Annotated in this window: 6 protein-coding genes; all 6 read left to right on the top strand. The window is 67.8% G+C overall.

From position 1 onward, the window contains the following. The first annotated feature begins 1,987 nt into the window (after nucleotides 1-1,987). The 6 genes from AQ611_RS20485 to AQ611_RS20460 all read left to right on the top strand — a co-directional run bounded on the left by AQ611_RS20485 (nucleotide 1,988) and on the right by AQ611_RS20460 (nucleotide 16,251). The gene (locus tag AQ611_RS20485) at nucleotides 1,988-3,103 is read left to right on the top strand and encodes an aminotransferase class I/II-fold pyridoxal phosphate-dependent enzyme (protein ID WP_231936027.1); all 1,116 of its coding nucleotides are present in this window, start codon (nucleotides 1,988-1,990) and stop codon (nucleotides 3,101-3,103) included. A gap of 101 nt (nucleotides 3,104-3,204) precedes the next feature. Further along, complete coding sequence (locus AQ611_RS20480; RefSeq protein ID WP_069235860.1) at nucleotides 3,205-4,371, top strand: FAD-dependent oxidoreductase; 1,167 nt, start codon at nucleotides 3,205-3,207, stop codon at nucleotides 4,369-4,371. Between the two features lie 2 nt (nucleotides 4,372-4,373). Beyond that, nucleotides 4,374-5,357: an NADPH:quinone oxidoreductase family protein gene (locus tag AQ611_RS20475; protein ID WP_069235859.1), complete on the top strand. Its 984-nt coding sequence runs from the start codon at nucleotides 4,374-4,376 to the stop codon at nucleotides 5,355-5,357. Nucleotides 5,358-5,397: 40 nt separating this feature from the next. After that, the gene (gene bioB / locus AQ611_RS20470; protein WP_176704119.1) at nucleotides 5,398-6,393 is read left to right on the top strand and encodes a biotin synthase BioB; all 996 of its coding nucleotides are present in this window, start codon (nucleotides 5,398-5,400) and stop codon (nucleotides 6,391-6,393) included. A 53-nt stretch (nucleotides 6,394-6,446) separates the two neighbouring features. Further along, nucleotides 6,447-8,210, top strand: a complete 1,764-nt coding sequence (locus AQ611_RS20465) for a carbamoyltransferase family protein (RefSeq protein ID WP_069235858.1) — start codon at nucleotides 6,447-6,449, stop codon at nucleotides 8,208-8,210. A gap of 19 nt (nucleotides 8,211-8,229) precedes the next feature. Then, nucleotides 8,230-16,251 (top strand): type I polyketide synthase, encoded by an 8,022-nt coding sequence (locus AQ611_RS20460; protein WP_069235857.1) that lies wholly within the window; start codon nucleotides 8,230-8,232, stop codon nucleotides 16,249-16,251. The last annotated feature ends 1 nt before the right edge of the window (nucleotide 16,252 follow it).

Genomic DNA, 16,252 nt, shown 5'->3' with positions numbered 1-16,252 from the left:
CGTCGATCACCGAATCGTCGGCACTCGTATGCCGAGTGCGCCGAGCGCACGGCTAGCGCTTCGTTCTCGCGGTTCGTGCTGCGCATCGTATGGCGGCACGCTGCGAGCAAGCCCGCCATACCGGCAGGCCGACGCCCACAGATGCAGGTCTTCTTCAGGATCGACTTGTTTGGCTTGCATGACTTGGGGTGCCCTTCCATGAGCAGTACGTTGTCAAGTCAAGATCATCTTTGGATCGGCCTGTGAATCGTCGATATGATTCTCCTGTAGCCGATCGTGGCGCTCGTGAGAACCAGCGTCTCACCACCTTCTATCCGCTGGCGGTTGGCCAGCCTCATTCTGCATGCGCATCGCGCCAGAATTTCATTCCGGGAGCAAGCCCCATCTCAAGAAGCGATATGGGCGGCGGGGACACTGCTGCAAGCCTCACCCCACAGCCTGCAAGAGATGGCGATCGAAGTCGCCGATCCAGCTGTTCGGTTCGTCGGGCAGCGCTGCTTGCGCCAAACGCTTGTCGTTACCTCGTGATCGAGTTGCGGACGAAGTCGGAGACGGTGTATTGTTCATGACTTCTCCCGTCGGCCGGAATGGCCGATCGTGAAAGCTTGCTCCGATTGATTTGATTGTGTGCTGACGGTTCAGATGCCAACTGGCTATGACGGCCTCGTCACGGGTGGGAATTACCGGGAACTGTGCTTAAAAGCACTTATATGCTGCAACGCATAAGCGCTTATCTTGTTCATACCCGAAAGAACGTTGCGTGACCATATAACCGGTGCCGGCCATGCAATCACCTCGAGCGCAGCCACTGGCAGCGCCACCTGCGGCTTCTCGCCACGCTTGACTGTCTAAGCAGCTAGGCGGAGTCAGCAGCACCGCGAGCGCGACGGAGGCATATGCGAAGCGTCAGTCAGGCGTGTTGCCGTGCTCTGGCGCTGACAGCGATCGAAAGCTACGGATATACCGGTTGCGCCGAGTACCGAGGCCAGCACAAGGAGAAAATGATTCACATGATTGCGTCAATCGCGCTGTTCGAATCGAATTTTAGGTCGATTGCCTGTTATTTACTTCAGGATACATCGAGTCGGAATATCATCATGCAAAATTGAAAAACAAATCAAATCAAATTCTCCAAATATTAAATTTATTGACCTCGCTTGCGTGCCCGGCATGAAAATTCCGATAAAGTTGACTTTGAAAACATCGTGTATTACCTTGTCGTCTCGATGGATTTTCAGTTCACGACAGTCTAGATTGTTGACAGAGGGTCGCTTCATTATATTGAGGGCCCGTTGAAGAGCTTCCCGAGTTTGCCCGTCGGTGCTTTGATTTGCGCCGTTCTGGCGCCTTCTCCTGTTTTCAATTTGGAAAACAATGCCGATGGGGGGCGTTGGCGAGCAAGGCAATATCTGGCTTTGCTGGTAGCGGCCATGCATAAGGGGGATGCAAAAAATCAATAATCTGAGAGATATCCAAACAACGTGCCGAGCGATGTGATGCTGACATAATCGACAAGCCTGATTTCAGGCGTTTGTTGGTGCCTGACGTTCCGCAGTGCCTTGTTTTACTTTTCTTGCAGAAACACTTTTGATCACAAAGCGATCGAATCTGAAAATTTCTTGTGTGAACGTCCCCGAAGCGGAAATGACATGGTTTGCGCGAGGCGCTATGCGAGGCAAATTACGGAGTTGGTACGTCAGTCGCAAATAAATAAGGGAGAGAAGGGGCTGAGTATCGGTGCGTATTCGTTTTCATCAAAATAGCCCGTGTTCTCCGAACGTGCGTCGACGAATCGAGGCGGGCATTCAGATGACCGACATACCCCAGGGCCGCGACGCTCAGCGATGTGCGTGGCATCACCTTTGGCTGGACGCACAGCGGCGCGGCGCACATGTCCATTTAGCCGAAAATCGGGAGGAGGGGGCCAGTGACTCATTCGCTTGATTCATTTGCAGAGCGAAAACTCGCGGAGCTGAGCGCGTCGAACTTGCGTCGCGCTCTCACGGAAACAGATCGAAGCGAAGGAATCTGGATCCGCCGGGACGGACGCAGACTGCTTTCGTTCTCGTGCAACGACTACCTCAATCTCACCCAGCATCCGGCGGTGAAGGAAGCGGCGATCGCCGCAATTCGCCGCTATGGGGCCGGTGCCGGCGCGTCGCGGCTCGTGACCGGCAATCACCCACTGTTCGCCGATCTCGAAGCGCGGCTCGCCAGCCTGATGGGCACTGAGACCGCCTGCGTGTTCGGTTCGGGTTACCTTGCGAACGCGGGCATCGTCCCGGCCCTCGTCGGCAAGGAGGACCTGATCCTGATCGACGAACTCGCGCACGGTTGCCTGTGGGCGGGCGCGCAATTGTCGCGCGGCCGGATCGTCGCGTTCCGGCATAACGATCTCGCCCACGTCGAGGCGCTGCTGGACGAGCACCGGCGCGCGCATGGCAAGGCGATACTGTTGACCGATGGCGTGTTCTCACAGGATGGCGACATCGCGCCGCTCGAGGCGCTGGTCGCGCTTGGCGATCGTTTCGATACCTGGGTGATGTCCGATGACGCGCATGGTATCGGTGTGGTGGGTCAAGGGCGCGGCGCGACCTTCGCGGCCGGGCGCGACGCGCACGTACCCCTAAAGATGGGCACGCTAGGCAAGGCGGTGGGCAGCTATGGCGGTTACCTCGCCGCTTCGGCACCGGTGATCGACCTGATCCGCAACCGCGCGCGCACCTATGGGCTGACGACGGGCCAACCCCCGGCAACGGTCGCGGCGGCCATCGCGTCGCTCGAGATCATCGCCACCGATCCGGCGCTTGTCGAGCGGCCGCTCGCGAAAGCGAAGGCGTTCGCGGCGTCGCTGGGCATCCCCGAGCCGCAGACCCCGATCGTGCCGATCATCATCGGCGACGAGATGTCCACGCTGAACGCATCGCGCATGCTAGCTGACGAAGGATTCTTCGTGACCGCGATCCGTCCACCCACGGTGCCGCGCGGCACGGCCCGCTTGCGAGTCCTGATCACCGCGGGCCATCCCGACGACGAGATCGAGCGTCTCGCGACGGTGATCCGGCAGTGCGTTCCGCGCGCGCACGCACCGGCCAGCGGCTGATTATCCGCCGTAGTCGGTGCGACGGGCGCGGCGCGCCCGTCATTGCTGCTTCCTGTCGGCCGCCTCGACGTCGTGTGGCGCGACCGATTCATGGAGAAGACATGAGGGAACTTGGAGAGAAGGGGCGCGTGCTCGTCATAGGTGCCGGCGTGGCAGGCTTAACGACAGCGCTGTGCCTGCACGAGCGCGGCATCCGCGTGGTGGTCGTCGGCGAGAAATTCGCGCCAAACATCACGTCGGTGGTGGCCGGCGCCCTGTGGGAATGGCCGCCTGCCGTCTGCGGCTATCACCACGACGAGGTTTCACTGGAGCGCTCGAAGCGCTGGTGCATGGTCTCGTTCCGCAAGTTCGAGACGCTCGCGGCCGACCCGGCAACCGGCGTCTACATCCGTCCAGTCAATTTCTACTTCCGTAATCGCATCGAGGAGCACGCGTTCCATCTCGAGAAGATGAACGAGATTCGCGAGCACGTGCCGGGTTTCCGGCGCGACTCGGCGCTGATCCGCGAGAACGGCGTGAATCTGGACATCGGACTCGTCGACGCGTATTGCCATCTCGCGCCAATGGTCGATACGGACGTCTACATGGCCTGGCTGCTGGGCCAGGTGATCGCAAAGGACATCCGCGTCATCCAGCAGCGGATCGAAGGCAACCTGCAGGCGAACGAGGCGCACCTGAAGGCGGACTTTGGCGTCGATGCGATCGTCAACTGCGCGGGCCTCGGGGCGGCTGAACTGAGCGGCGAGCCGATGTATCCGCTGCGCGGCGCCGTGATCCGCCTCGTGAACGACGGCAGCAAGATGCCGCGCCTCGATCAGGCGCACTGCGTGTCCCACGACCACGTGACGGGCGCCGACGAGATCGTGTTCATCGTGCCGCGCGGCGAGGACCGCATCGTGCTCGGCGCGATCGCGGAAGCCGACGAATGGAGCACGGACATCGGGCTCGACAATCATGAGCCGATCCGGCGGATGTACCGGCGGGGCGTCGAGTTCATGCCCGCCCTCGCGAACGTCGAGATCGATCCGGGCGAGCCGGTGCGGGCCGGGCTGCGGCCGTTCAGGCATGGCAACGTGCGGCTCGAAGCGATGCCGGACACGCACATCCTGCACAACTACGCGCACGGTGGGGCCGGTGTGACGTTGTCGTGGGGATGCGCGCTCGAGGCTGCGGAACGGGTCGAGCACATGCTGTCGGCCGGGCCGGCCGGCATCGAGCAGGATGGCCGTCCGGGCGCACGCGCCGGCGACGTGCCGGCCGGGGCTTGATCATGCGCGCGATCGTATGTGAAGCCTATGACGGCACCGGGGCGCTGGCGCTGCGGGACGTGACGCCGGCACCGCTCGCGGCGGGCGAGGCGCGGGTCGACGTGCATGCGTGCGGCATCAATTTCGCGGACACGCTGATCGTCGAGGGGTGCTACCAGACCAAGCCGGCGCTGCCGTTCGTGCCGGGTTTCGAAATTGCGGGAACGGTCGTCGAGACGGCGCCCGGCGTGACGTCGGTGTCAGTCGGCGACCGGGTGATGGGCATCCTCGCGTGGGGCGGCTTCGCGGATGAGGTGGTGCTGCCTGCCGCAAACCTGTTCAGGATACCGGCATCAATGGATTTCACGACCGCCGCGGGTTTCGCCATCGCCTACGGCACGTCGTATGGCGCGCTCACGTGGCGCGCGCGACTGCAGGAGGGCGAGACGCTGCTGGTGCACGGCGCGGGCAGCGGCACCGGCCTGAGCGCTGTCGAAGTGGGCCGGGCGCTCGGTGCCATGGTGATCGCGGTGGCCAGCTCTGAGGACAAGCGGGCGGCCGCCTGCCGCAATGGCGCGCACCACGTGATCGACGCCGGTCGGGACGATTTTCGCGAGCAGGTGAAGGCGCTGACCGGCGGGAAGGGAGTGAACGTCGTATACGACCCGGTCGGCGGGGCCGCGTTCGACGCCAACCTGCGGGTGGTCGCGCCCGAGGCGCGCATCGTCGTCATCGGTTTCGCGAGTGGGGAGATCCCGCGCGTGCCGGCGAACCTGTTGCTGGTCAAGAACTGCGATGTGATGGGTTTCTATTGGGGGCATTACCGGGCGAGCCGGCCGGACTGGGTGCGCAACGCGTTCGCCACGCTGCTCGGCTGGTTCGAGGCCGGCAAGCTCGCACCGCACGTGTCGCGCGTCATGGCCCTGTCGGAGGCGGCGAACGCAATCGAGCTGCTTCGCCAGCGCAAGGTTGTCGGAAAGGTGGTGCTTAGCACCGGGCGGAACTGACTGCCGTCCGATTTTCATTTCAATCAACGGAGTCGTTCACATGAGTCATGACACATCGTCGGACGGCGCTCGCGCGTCCGCAGGCAAGCGGAGCGCCGACGCAGCCGTCCGGCACGACTGGACGCACGAAGAGATCGCGGCGCTGTTCGCCGCGCCGCTGACGGATCTTCTGTACGACGCGCAGACGATCCAGCGCCGCTTCCATGCGGGACGTCCGCTACAGATTTCGCAGCTGCTGTCGATCAAGACCGGCGGATGTCCGGAGGACTGCGGCTATTGCAGCCAGTCGGTGCACGCCAACACGATGCTGCCGGCCAGCAAGCTGATGGACCTCGATGCGGTGCTGGCTGCCGCGGCGTCCGCGAAGGCGGCCGGCGTGCAGCGGTTCTGCATGGGCGCGGCATGGCGCAGCCCGCACGAGCGGGATCTCGAGCGCGTGTGCGATATGGTCAAGGGCGTGAAGGCGCTCGGCCTCGAGACCTGCGTGACGCTCGGCATGCTGACCAGGCCACAGGCCGAACGGCTGGCGGATGCCGGCCTGGATTTCTACAACCACAACATCGACACCGGGCCGAAGTATTACCCGATGGTGGCGAGTACGCGCACGCTCGACGATCGCCTGGAGACGCTCGACCACGTGCGCGACGCGGGCCTCAAGGTGTGCTGCGGCGGCATTGTCGGCATGGGCGAGACCCGCGACGACCGCATCGGCATGCTGCAGACGCTCGCGAACCTGCCGGTCCATCCCGAGTCGGTGCCGATCAACTCGCTGATGCGGGTTCCCGGCACCGCACTGGCCGATGCCGACGGCGTCGACGGGCTGGAGTTCGTGCGCACCATCGCGGTCGCCCGGATCCTGATGCCGGAATCGGTGGTCCGCCTGTCGGCCGGCCGGGAGCATATGAGCGACGAACTGCAGGCGCTGTGCTTCCTGGCCGGCGCCGGCTCGGTATTCGTCGGCGACCGGCTGTTGACAACGCCAAACCCCACGCTCGAGCGGGACGAGCATCTGATCACGAGACTAGGCGTGCGCTGACCCGGCGTCCGCGTCAACCCGACACCATTCGCATCACTTTACGAGGGGCCGTCATGCATGTCCTTGGCATTAGCGGGCTGGACCGCGCCGTTTCGTTTCGCGAGCAGCATTACCCGAATATCCAGCGCCGTGAACTGCGCATCACGCAAGGGTTGGACGCCGCCGCGGCGCTCGTCGGCCCGGGCGGCATCGTCGGCGCGGCGGCGGAAGAGCGTTTCACGGGCCACAAGGGCACCGAGCGCTTTCCGGCCGGTGCGATCGACGCAGTGCTGGCCCAGGCGGGCCTGCGGCTCAATCAGGTCGATCGCATCGCTCACGGCTTTGCCTACGATGCCGTCGCGGCATCGCTGGCCCAGACGGGCGATGCGCGCGCGGAGTTCGAGCAGGTCCAATCGCGCGACGCGCAACTGAGCGTGCTGCGCGAACGCTGGGGCGACGGGCCGTGGGACGAGAAGTTCGTGCAGGTGCCGCACCACCTCGCGCATGCGGCCAGCGCCTACTACCCGAGCGGCATGGACGACGCGCTGGTGTTCGTCTCCGATGGGATGGGCGAGACCGAGAGCGCGTCGATCTGGATCGGCCGCGATGGCCGCCTTACACGGGTCGCGAGCGTGTCGCACCGGCACTCGCTCGGAGTGCTGTACGGGCTGGTCACGCTGCACCTGGGGTTCCGTTTCAACTCGGGCGAATACAAGGTGATGGGGCTGGCGCCGTATGGCGATCCGCGCCCGTACTTTGCGAAGCTGAGCGAGCTGGTGCGCCTGCAGGACGACGGCTTCTACACGATTCCGATTCTGCAACTGAACGAGACGCCGCTCGAGATGGCAACCTATCGCGCGTCGTCGCGGGTCATCGAGGAACTGGTCGGCAAGCCTCGCCTGCCGGACGAGCCGATCACCCAGGCTCACATGGATCTCGCCGCCGCGCTGCAGGCCGTGCTGCAGAACACGACGCTGCACACGCTGCGGACCTTCAAGGCGAGCACCGGCGCGCGCCACCTGTGCATGGCGGGTGGCGTCGCGCTCAACTGCACCGCGAACGGCGTCGTGCTGCGCAGCCGGCTGTTCAAGCGCACCTTCGTGCAGCCCGCTTCGGGTGACGACGGTACGGCGCTCGGCGCGGCGCTCTACGTGCAGAGCGAGCATGACCCCGATGCGGTGATGCAGCCGATGAGCATGCCGTTCTGGGGCACGCACGAGGACGACGGCGCGATTCGCGCGGCGCTCGACAAGCCGTGGCTCGACGTGCGCCGCTTCGACGATGCGGTGGAGCTGGCGCGCGTGACGGCAGACTTGCTCGCCCACGAGCAGATCGTCGGCTGGTTCCAGGGCGCGATGGAATTCGGTCCGCGTGCGCTCGGCAACCGCAGCATCCTCGCCGATCCGCGCTCGCCGTCGATGCGTGCACGCGTCAATGCGCTGGTGAAGAAGCGCGAGGACTTCCGGCCGTTCGCGCCGGCCGTGCTGGCCCACCGTGCGCCGGAATTCTTCGACATCAAGGCGGGCGAAGTGGAGACCTTCGCACACATGCTGTACGTGACCGGCGTGAAGGCCGCGCACCGGAACGCGTTGCCGGCCGTCACGCATTGCGACGGCTCCGCGCGCGTGCAAACGGTGTTCGCCGAACGCAATCCGCGCTTTTATCAGTTGCTCGAGGCGTTCGAGCATGCGGCGGGCATTCCGATCCTGTTGAACACATCCTTCAACGTGCGCGGCCAGCCGATCGTTCGCACGGCGGACGAAGCGGTCGAGACGTTCCGCGAAGCGCGCCTCGACGCGCTGGTGATCGGAAATTGCCTGGCAACGCTGAAGGCTTGAAGACAACGACGACACGACCATGAACGTACACACGACCAAGCCCGCGACGTACACGTCCGTCCCGCTCGACCTGCCGCGGGACTATCCCGCGCCGGTCACGCTTCGCTACCGCCGGATGCGCCATGACATGTCCGTGCCCGAGGCGGCGGCTGAGGCGGCCGGCGCGCGCGCGCGGCACGGCGGCTACGCGGAGACGACGCTCTGGCTCGCGGCGCTCGGCATGATGCTCGCCCGCTACGCGGACCAGTGCAGCGTGCCGCTCGACCTGATCACGCATGCTGATGCACTGGACGAACCGGCGCGAACGCGCCTGACGCTCGGCGTCGCGCCGGACGCGCCGGCCGACGTGCTGCTGCGCGCGACCCGCGGCGCGCTCGACCAGCGCACGCCGCACGACTCCGAGCGCGCGCCTGCCCAGGTGACGGTATCGTTCTCCGGCTTGCCCGTCGATCTCGCCGAGGCGGCGCTGTCCGGGGCGGCACTGGACGACGCCGATGCGCTGTTCGTCGACAGCGAACTCAATTTCATGCTGATCCGCCGCGCGCACGCGCTGTCGCTCGAGTGCGAGTACGACGAGGATCGCTACGAAGCCGCGACGATCGCGGGCATGCTGACGAGCTGGCTTGGCGCGGCAACGGCGCTGTCGGACGCGGCGGACGCGCCGATCGGCGAGCTGCCGCTGTGGCCGGCGCATGAGCTCGCCGCATGGCGCGACACGCTGCGCGGCCCGGTGGCGGAGATTCCCGATTTGACGGTCAGCGCGCTGATCCGTGCGGCCGCCGCGCGCACGCCGGACGCGATTGCTGTCGAAACGGCGACGCAGCGGCTGAGCTATCGCGAACTGCTGCAGCGCGCGGCGCAGGTCGCTCGCGCGATTCGCGCACGCGGCATTCAGCCGGGCGAGCGCGTGGCGGTGTGCGTGGAGCGTCGCGTCGATTTGCTCAGTGCGCTGCTCGGCGTGATGACGGCCGGCTGCGCTTACGTCCCGCTGGACCCCGGCTACCCTGCCGCGCGATGCGATTTCATCCTGGAGAACGCCGACGTCCGGCTCGTGATCGCCGAAGCGGCGGCCGGCGGTGCGCAGGCGCGTCCGCAGGTGGCGTTGGACGCGCTGCTGGAAGGCGTGCCCGCCGACGGCGCGGGCGCTGACTTCAGCGATGACGATCCGTCCGCGATCGCCTACCTGATCTACACGTCGGGCTCGACCGGGAAGCCCAAGGGTGTGCGCGTCGCGCATCGCGCAGCCGTCAACCTGTTGCTCGCGATGCACGAGCGCAGCGGCCTGCAGGCCGGCGAGACGTGGCTGGCCGTGACCACGCCGATGTTCGACATCGCATTCGCGGAGCTGTTCGTGCCGCTGGTCGCCGGCGCGCGCGTGTGGCTTGCCAGCCGCGACGAAACGGCGGACCCGCTGGCGCTGGCGAGCCGGATCGACGCGGCGCAGCCGCGCGTGCTGCAAGCGACGCCGGCCACCTGGCGGATGCTGGTCGCCGCGCAATGGCGCGGCAAGCCCGAGCTGACCGCCGTTTGCGGCGGCGAAGCGCTCGACGAGCCGCTAGCCCGCGCGCTGCGTTCGCTGGTGGGCCGCCTGTGCAACGTCTACGGGCCGACGGAGGCGACCGTGTGGGCGACCTGGCACGACGTGCGCGATCACGGCTTCGTGGAGATCGGCGCGCCGCTGCGCAACGTGCACTTGCATATTCTCGACGCGCGTGGCGCGCCAGTGCCGCCCGGCGTGGCGGGCGAGCTGTACATCGGCGGCGCGGGCCTCGCCGACGGCTACCACGGCCGCGATTCACTGACGCGGGAGCGGTTCGTCCAAGTGACGCTCGACGACGGCCGCACGGTTCGGCTGTATCGCACCGGCGACCTGGTGCGGGCGAGTGCGAGCGGCGCGATCCGCTGGCTCGCGCGGCTCGACGACCAGGTGAAGCTGCGCGGCTTCCGGATCGAGCTGGGCGACGTCGAGGCCGCATTGACCGCGCTGCCGGGCGTGCGCCAGGCGGTAGCCATCGTCGAGCGCCTCGACGAGCACGACCAGCGGCTCGTCGCCTACGTGGTGCACGACGACGGCGCGGCCACGGACCGCTCAGCGCAGTGGCGCGACGGTGTGCGCCGCACGCTACCCGACTACATGATTCCAGCGGCGTTCGTGCCCATCGAGCGGGTGCCGCTGACCGACAACGGCAAGGTTGACCGCAACGCGCTGCCGGCGCTCGCGCGCGCGGTGTCGCCCGCGCCGCAGGCCGCGGCGCACGGATCGACACTCGAACGCGTGCAGGCGATCTGGCGGGACGTGCTGCGCACGCCCGAGGTGGGCGTCGACGTCAATTTCTTCGATCTCGGCGGCCATTCGATGCTGCTGCTGCAGATGCAGCAGAAGATCGAGCAGGCGTTCGGGATGCGCGTGCCGCGCGTCGAGTTCTTCCGCAATCCGACGGTGGCCGGGCTGGCCGCCTATCTCGACGTGCACGGCCTGCCGGCCGTTGCCGCCGGGCGGCCGCGCGGACGCAGCCGGGACGGGGCGGGAGCGCGCTCGGCGAGTGTCGCGGTGGTCGGGATCGGAGTGCGGGTGCCGGGCGCATCGAGCGTCGACGCGTTCTGGCGCAACCTGCGCGAAGGCGTTGAATCGCGCACGGAATTCAGCGAGGCCGAACTGCTCGCGGCCGGCGTCTCGCCCGTGCTGCTCGCCGATCCGAATTACGTGCGCGCGGGCTTCGTACTCGACGACATTGACGCGTTCGACGCGACCTTCTTCGGCATGAGCCCGCGCGAAGCCGAACTGCTCGATCCGCAGCAGCGGATCTTCCTCGAATGTGCGTGGCAGGCGCTAGAGGATGCGGGCATCGATCCGCAGAAGGAGGGCGACGGGATTGGCGTATTCGCAGGCGCGGATGCGAGCGGCTATCACAAGGCGGTGCTCGCGCCGCTCGAATCCGACTCGGCGCCGGCGGCGGCCTTCCAGATCCGCATCAGCAACGAGAAGGATCACCTGCCGACACGCGTCAGCTACCGGCTGAACCTGCGCGGCCCGAGCGTCAACGTGCAGACGGCCTGCTCGACATCGCTGGTCGCCGTACACTTGGCCGCGCAAAGCCTGTTGCGCGGCGAGTGCGATGCGGCGCTTGCTGGCGGGGTCAGCATTCACGTTCCGCATCGCATCGGCTACCTGTACCAGGAAGGAATGGTCGCGTCACCCGACGGTCACTGCCGCGCATTCGACCGGCAGGGCGCGGGCACCGTTTTCGGCAGCGGCGCCGGTGTGGTCGTGCTGAAGCGGCTCGACGACGCCCTCGCGGCCGGGGACCGGATCTATGCGGTGGTGAAGGGAACGGCGATCAACAACGATGGCTCGGGCAAGGTCGGGTACACCGCGCCAAGCGTCGACGGCCAGGCGGCCGCGATCATGGAGGCGCACGCGGCGGCCGGCATCGATCCACGCGCGATCGGCTATGTCGAGGCGCACGGCACGGCGACGCCGCTCGGCGATCCGATCGAGATCGCCGCGCTGACGCAGGCATTCCGCGTATCGACCGCGGACGTCGGCTTTTGCGCGATCGGTTCGGTCAAGACCAACATCGGCCACCTCGATCAAGCGGCGGGCGTCGCCGGGCTGATCAAGGCGGTCCTCACGGTATTTCACGGTGAGATCCCGCCGAGCCTGCACTGCACGCAGACCAATCCGGACATTCCGTTTGACGCAAGCCCGTTTTTCGTCAATACGCAGTTGCGCGCGTGGCGCCCCGAGGGCGGCGTGCGCGTGGCGGGCGTGAGTTCGATCGGGATCGGCGGCACGAATGCGCACGCGATTCTGGAATCGGCGCCGGAGGTGGTGCGGGAAGCGGCGGGCGGGGGGCGCGGCGTGCAGGTGCTGACGCTGTCGGCGCGCAGCGAGGAGGCGTTGCGTGCGTTGTCGATGCGCTATGCGTCGTTCGTGGAGCAGGGCTCGGCGGATCTGGCGTCGATCTGCTACACGGCGAACACGGGGCGCAGCGCGTTCGAGCAACGCGCGGCATGGGTGGTGCGCGAGCGGGCGGAGTTGGTGTCGCGGCTGCGCGCGTTCGGCGAGGGGGGCGAGCAGCCGGCGCTGCTGCGCGGGGTGTACCGCAACCGCCGGCCGCGGCTGGCGATGCTGTTCACGGGCCAGGGTTCGCAATACGCGGGAATGGGGCGCGAGCTGTACGAGCGCGAGCCGGTGTTCCGGGCGGCGCTGGACGAATGCGCGAGCCTGCTGGAAAACGAGCTGGAGGTGGGGCTGCTGGAGGTGCTGTACGGGGCGTCGACGGCGCTGCTGGACCGCACGGACTACACGCAGCCGGCGCTGTTTGCGCTGGGGTATGCGTTGCGCCGGACGTGGGAGAGCTGGGGCGTGACGCCGCAGGTGGTGATGGGACACAGCCTGGGCGAGTACATGGCGGCGCAGGCGGCGGGGGTGCTGACGCTGGAGGCGGGGCTGAAGCTGGTGGCAAGGCGCGGGCGGCTGATGCGCAGCCGTTGCGAAGGCGGGGCGATGCTGTCGGTGATGCTGGATGCGGCGACGCTGCGCGAGCGGCTGGCGGAGCAGGGCGGCGGGCTGGTGATCGCCGCGCTGAACGGGCCGTCGCAGCAGGTGGTGGCGGGGGCGTCGGCGCAGATCGAGGCGCTGCGTGAGCGGCTGGCACGGGAGGCGGTGCGCACGGACCTGCTGCCGGGCTCGCACGCGTTTCACTCGCCGCTGGTGGAGCCGATGCTGGAGGCGTACGAGGCGGTGCTGAAGGCGACGCGGCTGTCGGCGCCGCAATTGCCGCTGGTGTCGAACGTGAGCGGCGCGGTGGCGGGGGCGGAAGTGGCGGCGGCGGAGTACTGGGTGGAGCATACGCGCGCGCCGGTGCGGTTCGGTGTTGGGGTTGAGGCGCTGGCGGCGCAGGGCGTGGACGTGGTGCTGGAGATCGGCGCGCGGCCGACGCTGACGGCGCTGGCACGGCAGACGCTGGGGCCGGACAGCGAGGTGGTGTGGCTGGCGAGCCTGCGGCCGGGGCGCGGGGAGGTGGAGCAGATGCTGGAGAGCGCGGCGGCGCTGCACGTGCGCGGCGCGGCGCTGGATTGGGCGTCGCTGCATCGCGCCGAGCGGCCGGTCAAGGTCGCATTGCCGACCTATCCGTTCCAGCGCAAGCGCTACTGGGTCGACGCGAGCCAGCACGCCGATGCGTCCGCGCACCGGCACGCGGTGCCTGACGAAGGCGGCCTGCACACGCTGCTCGGCCGGCGCCTGAAGCTGCCGCGTTCGGCCGAGGTCCGTTTCGAGGCCGAATTCCGTCCGGATTGGCCTGCCTACGTGGACCACCATCGCCTGTTCGGTGCGATGGTCGTGCCCGGCGCGTCGCACATCGCGATGTTCCTGGCCGCAGCCGAAGCGGTCTACGGCGAAGCCGGCTGCGTCGTCGACGAAATCCTGTTCCTTCGGCCGTTCGTGATGCCCGAGGCCGGCCGGCGCACGGTGCAGATCGTGATGCGGCCGGCGGCCGGCCAGTCGTATGCGATCGAGATGGTCACGCTCGCACCGCAACGCGATCCCGCCGACGACGCGGCGTGGACGCTCCACGTCGAGGCCCGCAGCATTCGAGGCCCGCGCGCGCTGCCGCCGGCCCCGGACGCATCGGAGCTGGACGCGGTCAAGGCGCGCTGCGCGGACTACCTGTCGGGCGCCGATTTTTATTCGAAAGTGTGGATTCCCGGCATGGACACGGGCAATTCGTTCCGCTGGATCGACGAGATCTGGCGGGGTGACGCGCAGGCGCTGTGCCGCACGCGTCTGCCGGCGCTGCTCGAACCGATCGACGGGCCGTTCCATGCCGGTCTCGTCGAATCCGGCTTCCAACTGCTCAACAGCTGCTGGCAGTTCGCGACCGAGGAGTTGCTCAAGACCGATTACATCTACGTGCCGTTCAGCATCGATAGCTATCGCCTGTACGGCCGTCCCGCCACCGATCGGCTGTGGGTCCATGCGCGGATCATCCGGCAGGGCGAGGGCGAGGAGAACGGCGTGACCGCGGATATCCGGGTGTTCGAGGACTCGGGGCGTGTGATCGCGCACGTGCGCGGCTTCGAGGTGCGCCGTCTGCATCGGAGCGCGGTGCATGCGCTGTTGCAGGGCGACGGAACGGATCGCCTGTTCGCGACCCGCTGGCAGCGCCTCGATGACCTGGCGACCTCGCCGCTGCCGGCCGACGACTGCGTGCTGGTCGCCGGCGACGGTGCGGGAATCAGCGCGGCGCTGGCCGCTCAGTTGCGCGGCGCGGGGGTGCGCTGTCTGCGGATCGATGCGGCATCGCATCCCGACGATGACCTGACCGTGCCGCTGGCCGATCCGGCGAGCGAGGCGGCATGGCGCGACACGCTGCGCGCGGTCGCCGTGCGTGCGGGCAACGGCACACTGCATGTCGTGGATCTGCGCGCGCTGGACCTCGGCGCCGGGGCCGACGCGCCAGCCGATTCGCTCGCCGTCCAGGCGCAGCTGTGCGGTGGCGCGCTCGCGCTCGTTGGCGCGCTGGCGCAGGTCGACAGGCCGGCCCGCGTGAACTTCGTCACCCGTGGCGCGCAAGAGTTGGGCGGCACGCTGAACGTCGAGCGCGCGGCTCAGGCGACGCTGGCCGGGCTCGCGCGCGTGGTCGCCGCCGAGCATCCGGAATGGGGCTGCCGCACGATCGACCTGGATCCCGCGACGGCCGACCCGGCCGCCGCGCTGGCGCCGCTGCTGCACGCCGCGCCGGACGAACTCCAGCTCGCGATTCGCGACGGCGCGGTGCACGCCGCCCGCCTTGGGCGAGCGAAGCCGGTCCGCCGGGACGCACCGCCGCTGGAGCCGAACGGCAGCTACCTGATCACCGGCGGGCTGGGCGGGCTGGGCCTGCGCCTTGCGCAGCAGCTTGCGCAGGCCGGCGTGAAGCGGCTCGTGCTGATGTCGCGCGGCGCCCCCGATGCCGCTGCAATCGACGCGATCGACACGCTGCGCAAGCAGGGCTGCACGGTCGACCTGGCCCGCTGCGACGTCGCCGATCTCGAGGCGCTGCGCGCCGCGTGGCACGAGACCGTGCTGTCCGGCCCGCTGCCGTTGAAGGGCATCTTCCACGCAGCCGGCGCGCTACGCGACGGGGTGCTGAGCGGCCAGTCCTGGACGGAGTTCGCGGTGCCGTTCCACGCGAAGGTCGCGGGCGCGCTCAACCTGCATGCAATGAGCCTCGATGCGCCGCTCGACTGCTTCGTCTGCTTCTCGTCGATCAGCGCGTTGTTCGGCACCGCCGGACAGGGCAACTACGCGGCGGCGAACGCGTACCTCGACGCGCTCGTCGGCGCCCGCCGCACCCTCGGGCTGCCGGCCACGAGCATCCAGTGGGGGCCGTTCGCCGAAGTCGGGATGGCGGCCGCGCTCGATCGCGCGCATCGCGACAAGGCGGCCGCGCGCGGCCTGCAGGCGCTGTCGCCGGACGAACTCCTCAAGTACGTCGAAGCGGCACGGCGCGCCGACGCGGCCACGGTCGTGATCGGCAATGACGACTGGCAGCGCTATGCGCAGACCGAACCGTCCGAAGGCGTGCGCAAGCTACTCGCTGACTGGCTCCCGAAGGAGGCGGCCGACGCCGCGCCCGCCGCGACCCACATCGAGCGCGACCGCTTCGACGCGCTGGCGCTGCCGGCCCTGCGCGACGCGCTGACGACCTATCTGCAGGCGCAGATCGCGGCGATGCTCGGCCGCGCCGCTGAAGAGATCGCGCCGACCCGCGGCTTTCTGGAACTCGGGCTGGATTCGCTGGCCGCCGTCGAGTTTCGCAGCAAGGTGCAGCGCGACCTGCAGCTGTCGTTGCCGGCGACCTTCGCGTTCGACTACGGCAACGTCGAACTCGGCGCTGACTTCCTGTTCGAGCGGTTGAAGGCGGAACGCGCGCCGGTGGTGGACGAGCCGGTGCCGGCGGCCGAGACCGGGAGTCAGGGGCAGGCGGCGGGCGAAGCGGCGGACGACGTCGATGCGGAATTGGCGCGCCTCGAGGCGTCGCTGCGCCGCTGAG

This window comes from Burkholderia singularis, from assembly GCF_001718875.1.
GTDB classification, from domain to species: Bacteria; Pseudomonadota; Gammaproteobacteria; order Burkholderiales; family Burkholderiaceae; genus Burkholderia; species Burkholderia singularis.
The sequence above is the reverse complement of the archived record's forward strand: the minus strand, read 5'-3'. Positions and strand labels throughout refer to the sequence as shown.

Bases quoted from the DNA above. Each gene is read 5' to 3' on its own strand.
- AQ611_RS20460 (WP_069235857.1), top strand. From the start codon at position 8,230: ATGAACGTACACACGACCAAGCCCGCGACGTACACGTCCGTCCCGCTC.
- AQ611_RS20475 (WP_069235859.1), top strand. From the start codon at position 4,374: ATGCGCGCGATCGTATGTGAAGCCTATGACGGCACCGGGGCGCTGGCG.
- AQ611_RS20465 (WP_069235858.1), top strand. From the start codon at position 6,447: ATGCATGTCCTTGGCATTAGCGGGCTGGACCGCGCCGTTTCGTTTCGC.
- bioB (WP_176704119.1), top strand. From the start codon at position 5,398: ATGAGTCATGACACATCGTCGGACGGCGCTCGCGCGTCCGCAGGCAAG.
- AQ611_RS20480 (WP_069235860.1), top strand. From the start codon at position 3,205: ATGAGGGAACTTGGAGAGAAGGGGCGCGTGCTCGTCATAGGTGCCGGC.